Annotated in this window: 16 protein-coding genes and 1 pseudogene; 8 read left to right on the top strand and 9 right to left on the bottom strand. The window is 46.7% G+C overall.

Annotated features, from left to right (window positions below; translation table 11 throughout):
- Entirely contained in the window at window positions 1–702 is a 702-nt protein-coding gene (locus SPI9445_RS0114795) for an MAE_28990/MAE_18760 family HEPN-like nuclease (RefSeq protein WP_026079813.1), read from the top strand.
- Here SPI9445_RS0114795 and SPI9445_RS25720 read toward each other — a convergent pair.
- The gene (locus SPI9445_RS25720; RefSeq protein WP_017305544.1) at window positions 666–1,742 is read right to left on the bottom strand and encodes a DNA cytosine methyltransferase; all 1,077 of its coding nucleotides are present in this window, start codon (window positions 1,740–1,742) and stop codon (window positions 666–668) included. The genes SPI9445_RS0114795 and SPI9445_RS25720 overlap by 37 nt on opposite strands.
- 103 nt (window positions 1,743–1,845) lie before the next feature.
- Complete coding sequence (locus SPI9445_RS0114785; protein WP_017305543.1) at window positions 1,846–2,853, bottom strand: LysR family transcriptional regulator; 1,008 nt, start codon at window positions 2,851–2,853, stop codon at window positions 1,846–1,848.
- A 225-nt stretch (window positions 2,854–3,078) separates the two neighbouring features.
- On the opposite strand from SPI9445_RS0114785, the gene SPI9445_RS0114780 reads away from it, so the two are divergent.
- Complete coding sequence (locus SPI9445_RS0114780; protein WP_017305542.1) at window positions 3,079–3,792, top strand: NnrU family protein; 714 nt, start codon at window positions 3,079–3,081, stop codon at window positions 3,790–3,792.
- Window positions 3,793–3,972: 180 nt separating this feature from the next.
- On the opposite strand, the gene SPI9445_RS30005 is transcribed toward SPI9445_RS0114780, so the two are convergent.
- Window positions 3,973–4,176, bottom strand: a complete 204-nt coding sequence (locus SPI9445_RS30005) for a hypothetical protein (RefSeq protein ID WP_017305541.1) — start codon at window positions 4,174–4,176, stop codon at window positions 3,973–3,975.
- Window positions 4,177–4,220: 44 nt separating this feature from the next.
- On the opposite strand from SPI9445_RS30005, the gene SPI9445_RS0114770 reads away from it, so the two are divergent.
- From SPI9445_RS0114770 to SPI9445_RS0114750, 5 genes are all read left to right on the top strand, one after another.
- Window positions 4,221–5,204, top strand: coding sequence for an alpha-ketoacid dehydrogenase subunit beta (locus SPI9445_RS0114770; protein ID WP_017305540.1), 984 nt, complete (start codon window positions 4,221–4,223; stop codon window positions 5,202–5,204).
- Between the two features lie 34 nt (window positions 5,205–5,238).
- Window positions 5,239–6,639, top strand: coding sequence for a protein translocase subunit SecD (secD, locus tag SPI9445_RS0114765; RefSeq protein ID WP_017305539.1), 1,401 nt, complete (start codon window positions 5,239–5,241; stop codon window positions 6,637–6,639).
- Window positions 6,640–6,712: 73 nt separating this feature from the next.
- Window positions 6,713–7,672: a protein translocase subunit SecF gene (secF, locus tag SPI9445_RS0114760; protein WP_026079812.1), complete on the top strand. Its 960-nt coding sequence runs from the start codon at window positions 6,713–6,715 to the stop codon at window positions 7,670–7,672.
- A gap of 121 nt (window positions 7,673–7,793) precedes the next feature.
- Window positions 7,794–8,135 (top strand): hypothetical protein, encoded by a 342-nt coding sequence (locus tag SPI9445_RS25710; RefSeq protein WP_017305537.1) that lies wholly within the window; start codon window positions 7,794–7,796, stop codon window positions 8,133–8,135.
- Between the two features lie 78 nt (window positions 8,136–8,213).
- Window positions 8,214–9,233: an IS4 family transposase gene (locus tag SPI9445_RS0114750; RefSeq protein WP_026079427.1), complete on the top strand. Its 1,020-nt coding sequence runs from the start codon at window positions 8,214–8,216 to the stop codon at window positions 9,231–9,233.
- Between the two features lie 365 nt (window positions 9,234–9,598).
- Here the strand turns inward: SPI9445_RS0114750 and wecB are convergent, their stop codons facing one another.
- The 3 genes from wecB to SPI9445_RS0114735 all read right to left on the bottom strand — a co-directional run bounded on the left by wecB (window position 9,599) and on the right by SPI9445_RS0114735 (window position 12,586).
- A complete protein-coding gene (gene wecB, locus SPI9445_RS0114745; RefSeq protein WP_017305536.1) occupies window positions 9,599–10,729 on the bottom strand; it encodes a non-hydrolyzing UDP-N-acetylglucosamine 2-epimerase in 1,131 nt (376 codons plus the stop codon).
- A gap of 138 nt (window positions 10,730–10,867) precedes the next feature.
- On the bottom strand, window positions 10,868–11,239 hold the full coding sequence (locus tag SPI9445_RS0114740; protein ID WP_017305535.1) for a hypothetical protein: 372 nt from the start codon (window positions 11,237–11,239) through the stop codon (window positions 10,868–10,870).
- An 879-nt stretch (window positions 11,240–12,118) separates the two neighbouring features.
- Complete coding sequence (locus SPI9445_RS0114735; RefSeq protein ID WP_017305534.1) at window positions 12,119–12,586, bottom strand: hypothetical protein; 468 nt, start codon at window positions 12,584–12,586, stop codon at window positions 12,119–12,121.
- Window positions 12,587–12,870: 284 nt separating this feature from the next.
- On the opposite strand from SPI9445_RS0114735, the gene gnd reads away from it, so the two are divergent.
- A complete protein-coding gene (gnd, locus tag SPI9445_RS0114730; RefSeq protein ID WP_017305533.1) occupies window positions 12,871–14,289 on the top strand; it encodes a decarboxylating NADP(+)-dependent phosphogluconate dehydrogenase in 1,419 nt (472 codons plus the stop codon).
- A gap of 114 nt (window positions 14,290–14,403) precedes the next feature.
- On the opposite strand, the gene SPI9445_RS0114725 is transcribed toward gnd, so the two are convergent.
- The 3 genes and pseudogenes from SPI9445_RS0114725 to lpxD form a co-directional block, all read right to left on the bottom strand.
- Window positions 14,404–15,834, bottom strand: coding sequence for a GTP-binding protein (locus SPI9445_RS0114725; RefSeq protein ID WP_017305532.1), 1,431 nt, complete (start codon window positions 15,832–15,834; stop codon window positions 14,404–14,406).
- Window positions 15,835–16,083: 249 nt separating this feature from the next.
- On the bottom strand, window positions 16,084–16,665 hold the full coding sequence (locus SPI9445_RS0114720) for a Uma2 family endonuclease (RefSeq protein WP_026079811.1): 582 nt from the start codon (window positions 16,663–16,665) through the stop codon (window positions 16,084–16,086).
- A 430-nt stretch (window positions 16,666–17,095) separates the two neighbouring features.
- Window positions 17,096–18,130 (bottom strand): annotated as a pseudogene (gene lpxD / locus SPI9445_RS27040) (UDP-3-O-(3-hydroxymyristoyl)glucosamine N-acyltransferase).
- Window positions 18,131–18,160 lie beyond the last annotated feature (30 nt).

Genomic DNA, 18,160 nt, shown 5'->3' with positions numbered 1-18,160 from the left:
ATGACTAGCTTGTTATTCCAAGATTTCAACGAACGGTCTAGAGAAGTTAGCAAGTATTTTATGTTTTTGAAAAATCTGGAACAGAAAACGACTCAATTAACCATGTACGGATATCAGAACAAAGCTAAGACTAGAACCATTGATTTAGAGTTATTAAAAACCCTAAAAGCAAGTGATTTTCTCTTACTATATAATCTCGTAGAAGCGACTATGCGCAATGCCATTGAAACGATTTTTGATGAATTAAAAATTAAGCAAGTATCCTATGATAACATTAGACCTGAACTAAAAAAAATAGTTCTTAGCAACTTGAAAAAGCGCAACCCCGATAAAATTTTTTCAAGTATAAAAGCCATTTCTCTAGATATTATTAATGCTGGTTTTGATAAACAGAGTTTATTCTCCGGTAATCTGGATGGAAAGAAAGTTAAATCAACAGCAGAAGAATATGGATTTTCATGGAGAACAAACCCTCAAAAGACTGGTAACGGCACTGATTTGTTAATAATAAAATCAAATCGGAATGATTTAGCACATGGTTTTAAATCCTTTGCAGAAATAGGAAAAAGCAAAAGCGCAGATGAGTTATTGAAAATCAAAAACCAGACGATTCGCTATCTCAGGGAAATTTTGATCAATATTGAACAATACTTGTCGAATCAAGATTATCTAGATTCATCTAGGATAGAATCATCTGAGTGATACTTTTCAATATGATTAAGGATACTTTGCGCAATGACTTGATCCAATTTAACAGGAACAGCATTGCCAATTAACCGACCCACTAAATCAAATACAACAGGTTGATTTGGTGCTACAAACTGATATTCTAGGGGGAAGGTTTGTAATAACGCTGCTTCTCTCAGAGAAATAGCTCTATCTTGCTCAGGATGACCAAAACGACCATTTCCAAACCCAAAACACTGGGTCGTAATAGTAGGACTTGGTTTATCCCATTCCATGCGACCATATACAGCAGGATAGGTTTTTCCCGTATTTTTTAAATGACATTTGGCAATTAAGTTTTCTGGCCAATCTCTCCAAGTTCCCCCGGGTTTAGAAGCTTGAATTCTGCGTAGATTAATGGGTGAAAGTTTACTACATCGATGAAGCAAGTCTTTGGTGGAAGCTTGACCTGCTGCCAGAGGTTCTAAATCGCTGATAGCTTTTCTTACCGTTTGGTAATTATTGGGGGTATGGGTTGCTGGAATCAAATTAATTTGACCCAATTTAGAACCCAGTATCACTAACCGTTTACGAGATTGAGGAATTCCATAATCTAGACAATTGACGGTATAACAACCTAAAAAATACTTGAGTTGTTCTAATTGAGTAATAAATTCCGAAAAAACGGGATACTGTTTTAATTGCAGAACATTTTCCATGGAAATAATATCAGGTTGACATTCCTCAATTAAACGCAAAAACTCTTGTAAAAGTGTCCACTTTCCTTGTTCTGTTTTGTCTTTATACCGTCTTGAATAGGTCGAAAAGGGTTGACAAGGAGCGCATCCCGCTAAAATTTTAATCTGACTATCCGCAAAACACTCTATCAATTCAGAAGCGTTAATAGTTTCGATGTTTTGCAAAAAAAATCTAGCTTTATTATTATATTCGTAGGGAAACTTGCAGGCTGGATCAATATCATATCCGGCTTGAACCTTAAGACCCGCTTGCTCAAAACCATGAGTTAAACCTCCAGCACCACAAAACAAATCTATTGTAGAGATGTTGGTTGTCATTGCTTTTGCTAGGATTTCTGTTCCAACCTGTTAGGGCTTCTCGTAAAAGAAACTGATAATTGATAATTCAAGTGTTCACGATAAACCCGACTGATCAACCGGACTAAACCTCAGCTTCAGCAATGGCTTTAGCTTCCGCTTTATTTTTGCGGTTATTCTCAGAACTTCTGGGCGGGAGAACAAAATCCCGATTGGTGGCAAATTCAGGCAAAATTTCCTGAATAAACGCCTCGGCTGCCTTGGAACGGTAACGGTTAGGGTTGATAATCACTGACAGGGTGCGATTAACTACAACCTCATCAATTCTCGCTCGGTGGAGAATGTTCATTTGCAGTTCTTTTTCAATGGCAGAAATTGAAACAAAAGAAGCCCCTAATCCCGCTTGTACTGCGTTTTTAATGGCTTCAATGGAATTCAGTTCCATTTCAATTTTTAAACGCTTGGGGTCGATTTCCGAGCGCGTTAAGACGTAATCAATGACCTTGCGAATGGTGGACTGAGAATCCAGGGTAATAAAGTTGAGTTTATAAAGGTCTTCTTTTTGAATGGTGTCCTGTTTCGCCAAGGGGTGAAACACGGGCAAAATCAAAGCGAGTTCATCCTCAGCGTAGGGCTGAACATCTAGGGTGTCCTGAAGTTCGGCCGGGACTTCTCCGCCAATAATGGCTAAGTCTACTTGTCCATTGGACACACTCCAGGCCGTGCGACGGGTGGAGTGGACTTGAAGCTGTACCGCGACATCAGGATAACGTTGGCGAAAAAAGCCAATCATCCGGGGCAATAAGTAGGTTCCTGTGGTTTGGGAAGCACCGACAATGAGTGTCCCCCCTTGGAGATTTTGTAAATCTTCAATGGCCCGACAGGTTTCTTGACAGAGGCTGAGGATTTTCTCCCCGTAGTTGAGGAGTAAATGCCCAGCTTCAGTCATGTTTGCCCGGCGCCCTCCTCGATCAAACAGTTGGACATTCATCTGTCTTTCGAGGTTTTGCACTTGCAGACTAACTGCGGGTTGGGAAACGTATAGACTATCCGCCGCCCTTTTAAAACTCCCCTCAACGGCGATCGCCTTGAGAATACGGAGTTGGTCTAGAGTGAAAGGGATTTCAGACATAATGCCCAAAAAGAGAATGAGGAAAAAAGCAAACCATGAGAATCAAGGGCTTTGATCCGTGTGATTTAAGGAAGTTATAGGTCAATCAAAGCTAAATTGTCGATTGCCTCCTGAAAATGACAGTATCACAACAGGGGAACAAGTCCTCTTACAATCATTAGTGTTACTTAACCAACCCTAAACGGAATTTGACTTGAGTCCAAATATTAAAAAACATTAATTTTTATGATCAATTCTTGGTTTACCCCCAGTCATGGCATCATGTTGGCTTTGTTGTTGGGTTTTGCGATCGCCCATAGTGGACTCGCCGCCCTCCGCGTTTGGGGGGAACAGAAGATCGGCGCTCGGCTTTATCGGGTTCTCTTTGCCCTCGTCAGTGTCCCCTTCGCCACCATCTTAGTGATTTACTTCTTTAACCACCGCTATGATGGAGCCCTCTTGTGGCAAGTGCAAGGAGTCCCCGGGGTGAAACCAATCGTCTGGAGTTTAAGCGCCCTATCTTTCCTCTTCCTCTACCCCTCCACCTTTAACTTGTTGGAAGTGGCCGCCATCCAAAAACCCCAAGTTCACCTACACGAACAGGGCATTATTCGCATTACCCGCCACCCCCAAATGGTGGGACAGATTATCTGGTGTGTAGCCCATACCCTTTGGTTAGGCACCAGTTTTATGGTGGTCACATCCTTGGGCTTAATTGCTCATCACCTCTTCGCTGTATGGCATGGCGATCGCCGTTTAGAACAGCGTTATGGGGAAGCCTTCCGCCAAGCCAAAGCGCGGACTTCTGTTATCCCCTTCCGCGCCATTTGGGAAGGTCGCCAAACCTTGGAACTGCGGGAATTTCTCCGCCCAGCCTATGCGGGAGTCGCGGCCTTTGTCCTGCTCTTTTGGTGGGGGCATCCTTGGTTAATGACTGTTACTGCTAGGGTGCCTTGGTGAACGGGGAACAGGGGAGAGGGGGAGAGGGGGAGAGGGGGAGCAGGGGAATAGTGGGTAGTGAATAGCCAAAATTCTTTTATTTTAGGGAACAGGGAACAGGGAACAGGGAACAGGGGGGAGGGAATAGGGAATAGGGAATAGGGAATAGGTAATACTAATCAACTCCCGACACCCGACTCCCTAGGGCGCAAGCATTGCGCCCCTACACCGACTCCCAACTCCCAACTCCCAACTCCCGACTCCCAACTCCCAACTCCCAACTCCCAACTCCCGACTCCCGACTCCCAACTCCCGACTCCCGACTCCCGACTCCCCACTCCCTATTCCCCGTTCCCCGTTCCCTGTTCCCCGTTCCCTATTCCCCGACTCCCTACCCTCAGACACAGTTCAATGATAGGATCGCCTATACCCTCTACTGGTAAAAGTGCATGGCAGAGACTCTGTTTTTTAATGCCCTCCGTGCGGCAACAGATGAAGAAATGGCGCGGGATCCTAGGGTATTTGTCCTAGGGGAAGACGTAGGTCACTATGGCGGCTCCTATAAAGTCACCAAAGACCTGTATAAAAAATATGGCGATTTGCGAGTTCTAGACACCCCCATTGCGGAAAACAGCTTTACAGGTTTAGCCGTTGGGGCCGCTATGACTGGACTCCGCCCCATCATCGAAGGGATGAACATGGGCTTTTTACTCCTCGCCTTTAACCAAATTGCTAATAATGCCGGGATGTTACGCTATACCTCCGGCGGCAACTTCACTATTCCCCTCGTCATTCGTGGCCCTGGAGGAGTAGGGCGGCAACTCGGGGCTGAACATTCCCAACGATTAGAGGCCTATTTCCAAGCGGTGCCGGGGTTAAAAATTGTCGCCTGTTCCACCCCTTATAATGCCAAAGGCTTACTGAAAGCCGCCATCCGGGACGAAAACCCTGTTCTGTTTTTTGAACACGTTCTGCTCTATAACCTCAAAGAAGATTTACCGGATCATGAATATCTCTGTCCGTTAGATAAAGCAGAAGTTGTCCATTCCGGTAAAGATGTCACCATTTTGACCTACTCCCGGATGCGTCATCACTGCTTACAAGCCCTTAAAACCTTGAAAAAAGAGGGCTACGACCCAGAAATTATTGACTTAATTTCCCTGAAACCCATTGATATGGAAACCATTCGGGAATCGGTGCGGAAAACCCATCGGGTGATTATCGTCGAAGAATGTATGAAAACCGCCGGAGTCGCCGCCGAAGTGATGGCCTTGATTAACGAACAGTTGTTTGATGAACTCGATGCCCCGGTGATGCGGTTATCGTCCCAAGATATTCCCACCCCCTACAATGGCAAATTAGAGCATTTAACCATTGTGCAACCGCCCCAAATTGTGGAAGCGGTGCAGAAAATTGTAGAAATGCGCATTTAACCCACTCGCGATTACTGGCAACGCTCAAAACACCATGCAAAAACAACGTTTGACGATAGCTTTTATTCTGGCCTTGGTGGCCGCCGCGATCGCCATTTTGATCCTCATGCCGCTTAACCTCGGCCTTGACTTGAAGGGAGGGGCGCGTCTCACGTTACAAGTTCAGCCCACCGCCGAATTTCCCGATGTTACGACAGAAAACCTCGCCGATGTGAAACGAGTGCTGGAAAACCGGGTCAATGGTTTAGGGGTGGCTGAACCCATTATCCAAACGGTTAACCCGGATAAAATTGTGGTGCAGTTGCCGGGGGTGAGTAATCCAGAACAAGCGGAAAAAGTCCTCCAAGGGACGGCTCAGTTGGAATTCAAAAACCAAAAACGGGGGACTGAAGGGGAACTCATGCCCCAACTGAACCTGCGCGACTTGGCCGAAGCAGAGTTAGAAGCTCTGCGCCGTGAAAACGCCTCTCCTGAAGACATTGCCGCCGCTCAAGAACAAGTGGATTTAGCCAATCAAGCCTTAGCCGAATTGTTTGAGTCCACCGACCTCACCGGGCAGTATTTACGGGATGCAAGGGCTGGTACTATCGGCACAAGCGATCGCTGGCAGGTGAATATTGCCTTTGATGGCGAAGGGGGCAATAAGTTCGCCGAATTAACCAAATCCGTTGCCGGAACCGGGCGGGGGTTAGGGATTTTCTTAGATAATGTGCTAATCAGTGCGCCCTCGGTATCAATCGAATACGCCGAAACTGGGATTACAGGAGGTCGAGCGCAAATTACCGGGAACTTTACCCTCCAAGAAGCCAATGGTTTAGCCATTCAGTTACGGGGTGGGGCCTTACCCTTCCCAGTGGAAATTGTCGAAAACCGCACTATTGGGGCAACCTTGGGGCGGGATAGTGTGAACCGGAGTGTGGTGGCGGGTTTATCAGGTTTAGCCCTAGTCTTGGTCTATATGGTGGTGTATTATCGCTTACCGGGTGCGATCGCCGATCTCGCCCTGATCATCTACGCCCTCTTAACCCTCGGCTGTTACGCCCTCGTCGGAGTCACCCTCACCCTCCCCGGCATTGCCGGATTTATCCTCAGTATTGGCATGGCCGTTGATGCCAACGTCCTCATCTTTGAGCGCACCCGCGAAGAATTGCGCTCCGGGAAAACCCTCTATCGTTCCGTCGAATCCGGCTTTTACCGCGCCTTCTCCAGTATCTTAGATAGTAACGTAACCACCCTTATCGCCTGTGCTGCCCTATTCTGGCTCGGTTCCGGTCTAGTGAAAGGGTTTGCCCTCACCCTCGCCATTGGGGTATTAGTGAGTATGTTTACCGCCCTCACCTGTAGCCGCACCTTCATGTTAGCCATCGTCCTAGGAATGCCCGGTGTTCGCCAAAAACCAGAACTCTTTTGTCCCAATTTGCGCACCCAAACCTAGGAGAAGGGGATCTTATAGTCTTTTTGGGGTCAATCCCAGTCCCGTCTAGCGGCAATTCCACAAGGAGGTTTTGATGAAACTTAACGTAATTGGTCAGCAGCGCCTATGGTGGCTGATTTCCAGCGTAGCCTGTCTGATTAGTGCAATCGCAATGGTGGTGTGTTGGACTCAATTCGGCGCACCCCTGCGACCCGGTTTAGATTTTGTCGGGGGAACCCGATTACAGTTATCTCTCGCTTGCGTCGCGACTGGTACCTGTAGCGATCCCATTGATATATCAGAAGTGAGGAATGTCCTCGCCCAAGAAGGGTTAGAAGGAAGTTCCATTCAAATTGTCGAAAACTACACCCTCTCCGTGCGGACGCAAACCCTGACCGATGTCCAACGGACGGAACTTCAACAACTCTTAACCAACGAAATCGGCGAGTTTGACCCCCAAACCGTACAAATTGACACCGTAGGCCCCACCATCGGTCAAGAGTTGTTCATTTCTGGCATAGGAGCCTTGCTGACCTCCTTTTTCGGTATTGTGGTTTATCTCAGTTTCCGCTTTAAATTCGACTACGCCATTTTCGCCATTCTTGCCCTCCTCCATGATGTCTTAATTGCAGCCGGAGCGTTTGCCATTTTGGGCTTAACCTTGGGAGTCGAAATTGACAGCCTATTTTTAGTCGCCCTGCTCACCATTATTGGTTTCTCCGTCAATGATACGGTGGTGATTTATGACCGTATTCGGGAAACCAGCGCCAATAGTGAGGGCGGAGAATCCATTAGTGACATTGTAGATCGAGCGGTTAATGAAACATTAACTCGTTCCATTAATACCAGTGTCACCACCGTGTTACCCTTGCTGGGGATTTTCTTATTTGGGGGGGAAACCTTAAAGTTTTTCGCCTTAGCCTTAATTGTGGGTTTTATTAGTGGGGCATACTCTAGTATCTTTATCGCGAGTACCCTTTTAGCCCTCTGGCGAGAACGTCAAGGGGTGGGAACAATGGCTATTAGGGATACTCCCGTTTCCGAGGAAGGGTAATAGGGAATGGGGAATTGGGAATGGGCAACAATTAATCAGTAATAATTAATAGGTCAAAAACTGATTACTGAGTGGGAGCTAGGGGCAAAAGCGACTGAACTTGTATAAAGGGAGGGGAAACATGGAAAATCATAATGGAACGCCCATCTCAACTGATCCCGATGTTCAAGTACAAGTTCAACGCTTACAACAACTGATGATTTATGGTCGCTGGTTGTTTGTGGGGGGATGTTGGCTAATTATTGCCCCAATTGCTCTCCTCTTTTTACAAGAAGAAATAAGTCTTTTACAAGACCATTTTACTTGGGCAACGATTCGTTATAGCTTGGAATTTAACCCTATTCCGAGTTTTAGTATCGGTTTTTGTCTCGCCATTACGGTGGCTGTGATTGTGGGACAAGTAACTAAAAAAGTGTTAGGTTTATCTCCTCGGGAGAAATATCAATTAGAGCAGAAGTGTTGAATGTTAGTAAAAAACTTGACAAAAAGCCCCTATTGTTTTAAAATAGGGGCTTACTTTTTTAAAAAAACTAATCCCTTGATTCTATCCAACTTTCCTCAAATTGTCAAACAATGCCTCGGTCATTTGCCTCAAGATGACTATCCCGTCTTAAATACTTTTAAATTCGTTTCCATTTGGCTTGAATTTGTTCTTGACCAGAGTCAAACCAGTATGAGAAGTCTCTTCAAGAGGCTTAATATTATGGGGGAGTCTGTTGATATTTCCACCTTTTCTAAAGCCAGTAAGTATCGCGATCCTCAAATTTTTTATCAATTGTGGGTTCATCTAACACAACAGTTTCTTAAACAGAATAAGATTCCATCCAATCAGCTACAACTTTTTCCCTTAGATTCAACCATTGTCACTCTCACCAGTAAGTTACTCTGGCATCAAGAAGTTCACCAAGTCAAGCTTTTTGCGGGTCTAAATCTCTTCACCGGAATTCCAGGCGGACTCTTCCTTCATTTTGGTCAAGGTCATGACTATAAATATGGCGATACAACCCTAGAATCAATTCCAGCTAATGGCGTTGGAATAATGGATAGAGGCTTTTTTAGCCTAATTCAAATTGCCCTGTTACAAAAGTTGAAGGATCGCTACTTCGTTCTGAGAATTAGGAACAATGTTCACTTAACTTTCCTAGATAATGGCAATTGTTTACTAGGCCAAGGTCGCGAACAAATTGAAGCTAGAGTCGTAAGTTTTAGCGACTTAGAGAAAAAGACTGAGTTTCGATTAGTAACGAACTTACCCGAGACGGGAGAAGGAGGAGTTAGCTCAGAAGAAATTGCCGAGTTTTATCGTTTGCGTTGGTCAATTGAGTTGCTTTGGAAATTTTTAAAGATGCACCTCAAATTAGATCGCCTCATCCCTAAAAATATCAACGGAATTGAAATCCAGATTTATAGTTGTCTGATTGCCTATTTACTTCTAAATATGCTCAAGATACCGACAGAGTTCGGTAAATCTTTATTGGATAAATTGCGATATTTACAGGCGTTTATGTGTCAAAAAATTAGCTATGTACACTGGTTTAGAGAGCTAGTGCCACCTGGTTAAATTTACCCCTTAACAGGGTTAGTGTGTCCATTTGTACTTAGTTCATAAGTACCGATTCAACACTTCTGCAATTAGAGCAACAAGTGCAACAGATTAATCGCCAAGGTCGTCGCCATCCCCTCTGGCGTTTTCTCCATAGAGAATGATTACGGCCTATTGCATTTAAGACCGTCATAAGAGATTCAATACTATCAGCACCATCCTGATGACAACTTTTTACCCGTTGTTGAACTTTTTCCTATCAAGACCAGAAATTGGGTTGTTTGGATTGGCTTGTTCTGGGTCCAAATTGTCTCAAAACCCCGGTTTCTTCTGTCCCCGTCTAAACTTTCTCTAGGGAGAATGTTGACCCACTTAATGGGTGATCACGACTGATCGCTAGAATGCCCGAGATAATCCCGACAAATTTGTAAGATGCGCTCGGAAGCGTGACCATCCCCAAAAGGATTAACAGCCGTGGCCATTTTTTCATAAGCTTGGGGGTTTTCTAGTAATTCTTGGGCGGCCTGAAAGATGTCCGGGCTGTGGGTTCCAATTAAACGGGCGGTTCCGGCGGCGATCGCTTCCTGTCGTTCTGTGGTGTCCCGCAACACTAACACAGGCTTACCTAAACTGGGCGCTTCTTCTTGGAGTCCCCCAGAATCCGTTAACAGCAAATAGCAGCGCTGAATCGCCCCCACTAACTCCCCATAGTCCAACGGCTCCGTTAAAAATACTCGGGGATGGTTGCCGAAATGGGCTTGAATCGGTTCTCGTACCGTCGGATTCCGGTGCAGGGGAAGTAAAAGTGCCGTGTCAGGAAAAGCCGTTAAAATCGCCTCAAAGCCCTGCAAAATGTCCTGTAAGGGTTCTCCCCAATTCTCCCGACGGTGGACGGTAGAGAGCAAAACCCGGTACTTGTCCCAGTCTAATCCCGGAATCTCACAGGGGGGATTCCGTTCCGCTACGGTGAGCAAGGCATCAATTACCGTGTTTCCCGTTTGATGCACCCCTTGGGTAATACCTGAGCGGTGCAAATGTTCTACAGAGAGGGAGGTGGGGGCAAAATGGAGTTGACCGAGTTGGGAGATGAGGCGGCGGTTGGCTTCTTCGGGGTAGGGACTCCAGAGGTTATCGGTTCGTAATCCGGCCTCGACATGACCCACGGGAATCTGTTGATAAAAGGCCGCTAGGGTGGCCGCAAAGGCTGTCGTCGTGTCTCCCTGCACAAGGACTAAATCCGGCCGTTGGTCGCGAAACAGGCCTTCTAAACCTTGTAAGGTGCGGCAGGTAATGTCTGTGAGGCTTTGTCTGGGCTGCATAATGTTCAGATCCTGATCCGCCTTCAGGCTAAATAAAGCCATGACCTGATCGACCATTTCCCGATGTTGCCCGGTTAAAATGACTTGGGTTGCGATCGCCGGATCTTCTCGAAACTGCCGAATCACCGGAGCCAGCTTAATCGCTTCGGGACGAGTTCCTAGAATAATATCAATCTGCAAAGGGGCATTCTTCATAATTTGTCGGGACAAGATCAAAAGCTCTTCAAGCAATATACAGCGATTCCCCGACTCAATCGCGATTGAGTCGGGGAAAATCTACAGAGAACGAACTAGCAAACCCCTTCTCCCCGAGGGAGAAGAGAATCACCTGACCTATCGCGCCAGATTACAAGTTAAAGGACAAGCTGCATAGGTAGCGGGTTGAGGATGGTTGGTTTTACCATGTAGCCAATGTAACCAACTCACATCTTCTGGATGAATCCCTTTAAAGGTCAAGATGGCAGCCCCGACCAGCACAGCCAAGACATTAGCCCCTAACATCCCACCAGACACAATCAACACTGCACTCACAGGCAACACCGATTGCAGAATAATGGTACACAAAACCCCCAAAGTGGCCATCACCACCACCAAGGGGAAGCCCACCACCAACAGACACACGGTCAGCGTGAAACTCCAAATCAGAAAACTTTTCGCTAAAGTGAAATAGGTTTTCTCCCAACTTTGTCTTTGAGCTAACACCATGTCTTGTTCCTCCAGTAATCAACACAGAATCTTAAGTTTTTTATCGCTATCTAACAGCGCGGCGATCGCAGAATTAAATCATTTTGAAATGAGATACGTTAACCACAACTGACCCTAAACCTGCAACAAACCACATATCCATCCAACAAACAGATACAGTACAACCTGAATTCAATTAAACTTGAATCCCTCATTACCCCAAAATCCATCAAGTTAGATCAAAAACCGAGATCAATACAAGTTCAATGCAACTTGAACCTCATTGCTTGAACCTCATTGACAGGTTGTGACTAATTGAGCCTTGCTTGATCCAACTCAATTAATCTAACTCAATTGATCTTGAACGCACAGATAGATGGGTATATCAGTTCAAATTTAAGATTGTAATTTTGGGATACCAGTCTTAAGCCGTAGCATTGGATTCTGGCCTAGCCCACGGGATCTAGAAATACTAAACCCCCACCGAAACGAGAAATTTGTTCCTGTGATACCTGAGTATATACAGAATTCTCAGAAAAATGAAAGATTATTCAGCAAAGTTAACATTTTGTCTTGAAAGTTCATGTTAACTTGCCACAACACAAGCATACTTAACTCAAGGAATGACAAAATCTGACCTTGTAATTTCCCAAACGCATCAACCTTAGACCTAACTTTTTCCTTTGGCTAGTATTATTGCGCATATTTTACAAAACTTAAAAAAGAGCCAAAACCTTGTTACATTTAGCAATAATTAGGGCTTGCTAAATCACTCTATTCTGGGTGGGGAAAGGGGAATCGGGAGTCGGGAGTCGGGAATAGGCAAAAGGCACTCATGCAAAAGGCACTCATGCAGCAGTAATCAACCCATCCCCCCTGCTCCCCCTCCCCCCCTATTCCCTATTCCCCATTCCCTGTTCCCTTAAGAATTACCGCTTGTCGAATCGCCCTAAAATAGAGTTGTAGAGGAAACTGATAGTATTCCACCGCCAGCCACAGCACACAGGCCAAATGCGCGCAGAAGGTGAGTCCCGTCCAAAACAGAGGAAACCAAGCCCAAGCACTGCCCGGTAGAGGAGGGAAAAGATACGCCGAAAACCCCATAATCAGCGTGGGAAATAGCACAAAAGCCGCCCCTAATAGTCTAGCTTCCCAGCCCACAATCGTTCCGTCACGTTCCACCCCCAGCCACCGTTTGCCATTCCAACGCCAAGTTAACGCCACCCCACTATCCGCCAAAGTTAACACATCCGGCTCTCCATTCGGCACCAAAATATGGCGGCAAAAATTACAACTCATGGCATCCATCAGCGTTAAAGTGGTGAGTTCACCAGAGCGACAGACCGGACAAGGACGGGGACTTTCCATAGGTATTTTTTCTCAAATCCTCAATCAATTTTAAGCCGTTTCGTTGGGTCAAGAATCCCCATTTAGGCAACAGCGAGGACTGTCAACAGCTTAATTTTCCCCCATCATCCTATCTTGAAATCCCCCCAAAGTAGGGTATTTTCTCAGCAAACCTTACCCCTTTTCTCCTTGACCACCGAAGCTTAATCTCTTCTTTAGAAGACTCTAGAGGAGATCAGAGTACCCTTAAAAATAGTGTTCAAGCTTGAACCAACCCCTTCCGAAATCAAGGTAACAGAGTATTTATGACTAAACGAACCTTTGGCGTAATCGGTTTAGCCGTAATGGGTGAAAACTTAGCCCTCAACGTGGAAAGTCGGGGCTTTCCTATTGCAGTATATAACCGAACGTCTGCGAAAACCGAAGAATTTATGACCACTAGGGCGCAAGGTAAAGATATCAAAGCCGCCTACTCCTTAGAAGAATTTGTACAAACCCTAGAACGGCCGCGCAAAATCCTAGTCATGGTCAAAGCGGGGAAACCTGTTGATGCGGTGATTGAGCAACTCAAACCCCTCCTAGAAGAAGGGGATATGATTATCGACGGTGGGAATTCCTACTATGAAGACACCGAACGGCGCACCAAAGACTTAGAAGCTACCGGACTAGGCTTTGTGGGAATGGGCGTGAGTGGGGGGGAAGAAGGCGCGTTAAACGGCCCCAGTCTCATGCCCGGAGGCACAGAAGCGGCCTATAAAGAATTAGAACCCATTTTGACCAAAATTGCCGCCCAAGTGGATGATGGCCCCTGTGTGACCTTTATTGGCCCCGGAGGTGCGGGTCACTATGTCAAGATGGTTCACAATGGCATTGAGTACGGCGATATGCAGTTAATCGCCGAGGCCTATGATTTACTCAAACAGTGTGCAGGGCTAACGAATCCTCAACTTCATGAAGTATTCAAGGAGTGGAACACTACAGAGGAACTGAATTCGTTTTTAATTGAAATTACGGCGGATATTTTCAAGTATATTGACCCAGAAACCGGGACGCATTTAGTGGATTTTATCCTGGACTCTGCGGGACAAAAGGGAACGGGACGCTGGACGGTGAACACGGCTTTAGATTTAGGTGTGCCGGTGCCGACGATTTACGCGGCGGTGAATGCCCGGGTGATTTCGTCCTATAAGGAGGAACGGGTGGCGGCATCTCGGGAATTAATCCCGGTGACAACGCCTTTTTCGGGCAATGCTCAAGAGTTTGTGCAGAAGGTAAAAGATGCTCTGTATTGTTCTAAGATGTGCTCCTATGCTCAGGGGATGGCTCTGTTGCGGAAGGCTTCGGCAGAGTTTGGCTATGGTTTAAATCTGGCGGAAGATGCACGGATTTGGAAGGGGGGCTGTATTATTCGGGCGGGTTTCTTGGATAAGATTAAAAATGCTTTTAATGAGAATCCAAATCTGCCAAATTTGTTGTTAGCGCCTGAGTTTAAGCAAAGTATTCTCGACCGTCAACAGTCTTGGCGTGATGTGTTAATTGCGGCTAATAGTATGGGGATTGCTGTCCCAGCATTTAGTGCTTCTCTGGATTATTTTGATAGTTACCGACGGGCGAGTTTACCCCAAAATCTGACTCAAGCGCAACGGGATTATTTTGGGGCGCATACCTATGAACGGACAGATAAGCCTCGGGGTGAGTTTTTCCATACGGAGTGGATGAGTTAGGGCTAGAGGGAATAGGGAGCAGGGGAGCAGGGGAGAGGGGGGGCAGGGGAGCAGGGGAGAGGGAGTTGATAATTATTACCGATTCCCGACTCCCGACTCCCGACTCCCGACTCCCTATTCCTGACTCCCGACTCCCTTGAGTTTTGCTCTTAATTCCCCTCGAATGCGATTCAGAATAGATTCTTGGTCAAGGGATTCTAGTATCCGTTGGACTACGGCTTTGGGACCATCGGGGCCCCAAGTGGCTCCGTTGGCGAGATAGGTTTTTGTGACTTGTCCGATGGTATAGGTGGAAACTCCTGCTACACCGGCTTGAGTGAGGGCTACGGAAACATAGGGGGCTAGGCTGGCTCCTCCTGTAATGGGCGCAGAGAGGCCTAGCAGGCTTTTTACGCCACTTAACCCTAAAGTGGCTAGGAATTCACTGGCGGTGATGCCCCCCATGCTCAAGCCGATTTTTTGCAGCAATCGGAGGGCTCCCTGTTGGGTCATGGGGAGGCCATAGAGACGGGAGAGGGAGAGAATGAGGGCGACATCAATCACCGCACCTGTAAAGAGGTCTAGCACTGTGACGGGATTGAGTGCGATCGCCACCGCCTTGGTCATCACCCCTCGCAAAATCACCTGATTGGCCGCCTCCTCCCGAATCACCATTTTTCGCTCCACCACCAACTCGTTCACCTCATCGGCATAAAGCATCGTATTCAACGCCACCAAGGATTTCCCCTCCCGATGGAGAATCTCCAAAATCTTGACCTTTAACGCCTCTACTTGCGGTTCCCCCCGTTCCCGTTGCACTTGCCAAGTGCCATCCTTACGTTGTACCCGTTCCACAATCAAAGGAGAAGCACTCACCATCACAATCTCCTCGGGAGACAGGAGTTCACGCACCCGTTGATCTCGAATGGTTTGATAAATTAACTCCCGATCTGCCTCCGGGTACTGATCAATCTTGTTAAACACCAAAATCATCGGCTTCCCCACCTCCCGCAATTGGGATAAAGCCTCATACTCCACTTTCGTCATATCCCCGGCAATGACAAACAAAATCAAATCCGCTTGTTTCGCAATGCGACGCGCCAGCGCCTCCCGCGTCTCCCCATCCACCTCATCCAATCCCGGCGTATCAATTAACTGAATTTGGGCGTTGCCTTGACTGGGAATTGCCACCCGTTGCACCTGAGCAATTTGATCCGACTCAACGCGCCAATCTGCACTATCAATAGTGCGCGTCACCCCATGCAGCGGCCCCACCTCAAACACAGGCTGACCTAACAACGCATTTAAAACCGACGACTTCCCCCGTCCAACCATCCCAAAGGCCACAATCTGCACCACGGACTGATTCAACTTATCCAGCATTTTCATTAAATGCTCAATTTCGGATTCCAGTCCCGTTTGTTCTTGGGGGGTGAGGTCTAATTGATTGACCAACTGCCGTAGAGAATCCTGGGCCTGTTGATAGTTAATTTCTTCTTGAATCATCCCGAAACTTTGTAGGGCTTGTTCCAATTCTTCGGGATTCCATTGGAGAGGATCAGACATAGGGAAAAGGTAATACCAAGTTAATTTGAGTGGTGTGCAGAAGGGAAATTTCCGGGAGTCGGGAGTCGGGGAATTAATAATTATTCCCTCTTGCCTATGTTTCTTCGCTTTGCCCTCAAGTTTGTTTAATTTGGTATAAAGCTCCATTATCGCACTCCTATTTGTTCCCTAGGCTCAAGGGGTGGGACTCTTGATTTAGGGCTTGCTGAATAAGTTCGGGAGTCGGGAGAGGGGGAAGCATTGGGTCGTTCAGAATGAGAGTTTTTGGAACAAATCAGCAACGGGAAACGAAAATCCGGGGATTACCTCTTCCCCCTCTAGAGAATCAACTGATTTCAGGAGACGATCCGGTTCTTCGGCAGAGCGATAAACTAACACAAAATGTTCATTCGGATAGATAATCCACGCTAAACGAGTGTTATTCTCGAAATATTCAACCAGTTTGTTGTGTATTTCTTCCACCGTGTTACCGGGAGATAGCACTTCAACCACGAGATCGGGCGCACCGTCCAGAAAACCCGTAGGGAGTTCTGTCATGCCTTGTAGCCGTTGTTTAGCAAAGAAAGATATATCCGGGGAACGCCGATTCCCATTTTTCATTTTGAAGGCTGTGCTAGAGTCTAATACAATCCCCAACTTTTGAGACAAACTATAACTTGCTAAAGCCGCTAACAGTAAGGTACAGATATAACTATGCAATGCCCCTGAATTTCCCATATTAATTAATTCTCCATTGACAATCTCATAGCGATGTCCATCTTGGGGCAATGCCATAAATTCTTCATCTGTCCAGACCTTCTTTTCTAAGGTTGATTCTGTTGCAATGGACATAGATAGCCTCCTTAATCTACCCATATTATAACCCTTAATCTCATCGGTTAATCCAATGGGTAAACCTAAATCCATGGTATCGACCCGTTCAATTTCGCCGTTATTCCGACAGATGATCACTTTTTCATGTTGTCCAGTAATAATTAACTCATTTTCTTGATAAATCACCAAAGCAAAGGTTAGGTTTTTGTCGAATTTAACTCGTTTAATATTTTGAAAAATAGGCAACTGTTCACCCGTGGCATCATCTTCAATGGAAGCCAAACAAATTAGGTGATGAGTCGGTGGGCGTTTCGGTTGGACTACATTCGTCAGGAAAGTTGAAGTGTGAATGGCGTTAAGGGAACAAGGAACAGGGGGGTCGGGAGTCGGGAGTCGGGGAAGAGGTAATAGGGAATAATTATTAATTCTCCCCTGCTCCCCTGCTCCCCTATTCCCGCTTTAAGCGTCGTAAAGTCTTGTACATTTCCGGTAAATGCTGATAGACGGCGCTGGCTTTGAGGAAAACTTTATGGGGTAAGGCTGGGATGCCTGTAACAATTTCCCCGGCCTTGATGTTGTGATGAATACCTGCCTTGGCGGTGGCGATCGCACCATCCCCAATTTCCGCCTCATTGGCAATCCCCACCTGACCCGCCAAGATTACCCCATTCCCAACTTTTGCCCCTCCAGCCATGCCGACCTGGGCTGCAATGACTGTATTTGACCCAATCTTAGACCCGTGGCCAATTTGTACGAGGTTGTCGATTTTAGTATGGCGACCAATGCGAGTTTCTCCCACTGCCGGACGATCTACCGTGCTATTACTCCCCACTTCTACCCCCTCTTCCAACACCACTCGCCCCGACTGTTCCATTTTGACCCATCCCTGAGCGGAGGGGACAAAACCAAACCCTTCCCCTCCAATGACAGCCCCACTGTGAATCATACAGTTCGCGCCGATTTGGGTTCGTTCGTGGAGGGTGGCGTTAGCGTGAATCGTGGTGTTTTCCCCAATCTCTACATCGGGATAGATAACCACATTGGGATGAATACAAGCGCGATCGCCAATTTTCACCCCCTGACGAATCACAACATGACTGCCAATATATACCGACTCCCCTAACACCACGCTCGGATGAATTACGGTCGTGGGGTCAATTTCGGGTTACGGTCGGTAGGGTTGATAAAATAAGGCGATCGCCCGGGCAAAGTATAAACGCGGTTCTGAGGTGGCCAGCCAAGCGATCCCCCGTTGGGTCGCCCCTTCTTGTAACGTGGCATCTGGGGGCAAAATCAGGCTATTAGCGGCCGTTTTCTCAACCCATTGGGCATATTTTACCCCCTCCACATAGCTTAAGGAGTCCGGGGTGGCCTCATAGACCGAACAGATGGCCTGAATCTCTGGGTTGAGATCCGGGCGCTGGGCTAAACTGGTTTGATTGGGATCTAGACCTAATTGAGTAATTAATTCCTGAAATTGCATGGAAGGTTAGGGGGGAAATGGGGACGTAAA

The organism is Spirulina subsalsa PCC 9445, from assembly GCF_000314005.1.
Lineage (GTDB): Bacteria > Cyanobacteriota > Cyanobacteriia > Cyanobacteriales > Spirulinaceae > Spirulina_A > Spirulina_A subsalsa.
The sequence above is the reverse complement of the archived record's forward strand: the minus strand, read 5'-3'. Positions and strand labels throughout refer to the sequence as shown.

Excerpts from the sequence above, each read along its gene's own strand:
- SPI9445_RS0114795 (WP_026079813.1), top strand. The coding sequence starts at position 1 with ATGACTAGCTTGTTATTCCAAGATTTCAACGAACGGTCTAGAGAAGTT.
- SPI9445_RS25720 (WP_017305544.1), bottom strand. The coding sequence starts at position 1,742 with ATGACAACCAACATCTCTACAATAGATTTGTTTTGTGGTGCTGGAGGT.
- SPI9445_RS0114785 (WP_017305543.1), bottom strand. The coding sequence starts at position 2,853 with ATGTCTGAAATCCCTTTCACTCTAGACCAACTCCGTATTCTCAAGGCG.
- SPI9445_RS0114780 (WP_017305542.1), top strand. The coding sequence starts at position 3,079 with ATGATCAATTCTTGGTTTACCCCCAGTCATGGCATCATGTTGGCTTTG.
- SPI9445_RS0114770 (WP_017305540.1), top strand. The coding sequence starts at position 4,221 with ATGGCAGAGACTCTGTTTTTTAATGCCCTCCGTGCGGCAACAGATGAA.
- secD (WP_017305539.1), top strand. The coding sequence starts at position 5,239 with ATGCAAAAACAACGTTTGACGATAGCTTTTATTCTGGCCTTGGTGGCC.
- secF (WP_026079812.1), top strand. The coding sequence starts at position 6,713 with ATGAAACTTAACGTAATTGGTCAGCAGCGCCTATGGTGGCTGATTTCC.
- SPI9445_RS25710 (WP_017305537.1), top strand. The coding sequence starts at position 7,794 with ATGGAAAATCATAATGGAACGCCCATCTCAACTGATCCCGATGTTCAA.
- wecB (WP_017305536.1), bottom strand. The coding sequence starts at position 10,729 with ATGAAGAATGCCCCTTTGCAGATTGATATTATTCTAGGAACTCGTCCC.
- SPI9445_RS0114740 (WP_017305535.1), bottom strand. The coding sequence starts at position 11,239 with ATGGTGTTAGCTCAAAGACAAAGTTGGGAGAAAACCTATTTCACTTTA.
- SPI9445_RS0114735 (WP_017305534.1), bottom strand. The coding sequence starts at position 12,586 with ATGGAAAGTCCCCGTCCTTGTCCGGTCTGTCGCTCTGGTGAACTCACC.
- gnd (WP_017305533.1), top strand. The coding sequence starts at position 12,871 with ATGACTAAACGAACCTTTGGCGTAATCGGTTTAGCCGTAATGGGTGAA.
- SPI9445_RS0114725 (WP_017305532.1), bottom strand. The coding sequence starts at position 15,834 with ATGTCTGATCCTCTCCAATGGAATCCCGAAGAATTGGAACAAGCCCTA.
- SPI9445_RS0114720 (WP_026079811.1), bottom strand. The coding sequence starts at position 16,665 with ATGTCCATTGCAACAGAATCAACCTTAGAAAAGAAGGTCTGGACAGAT.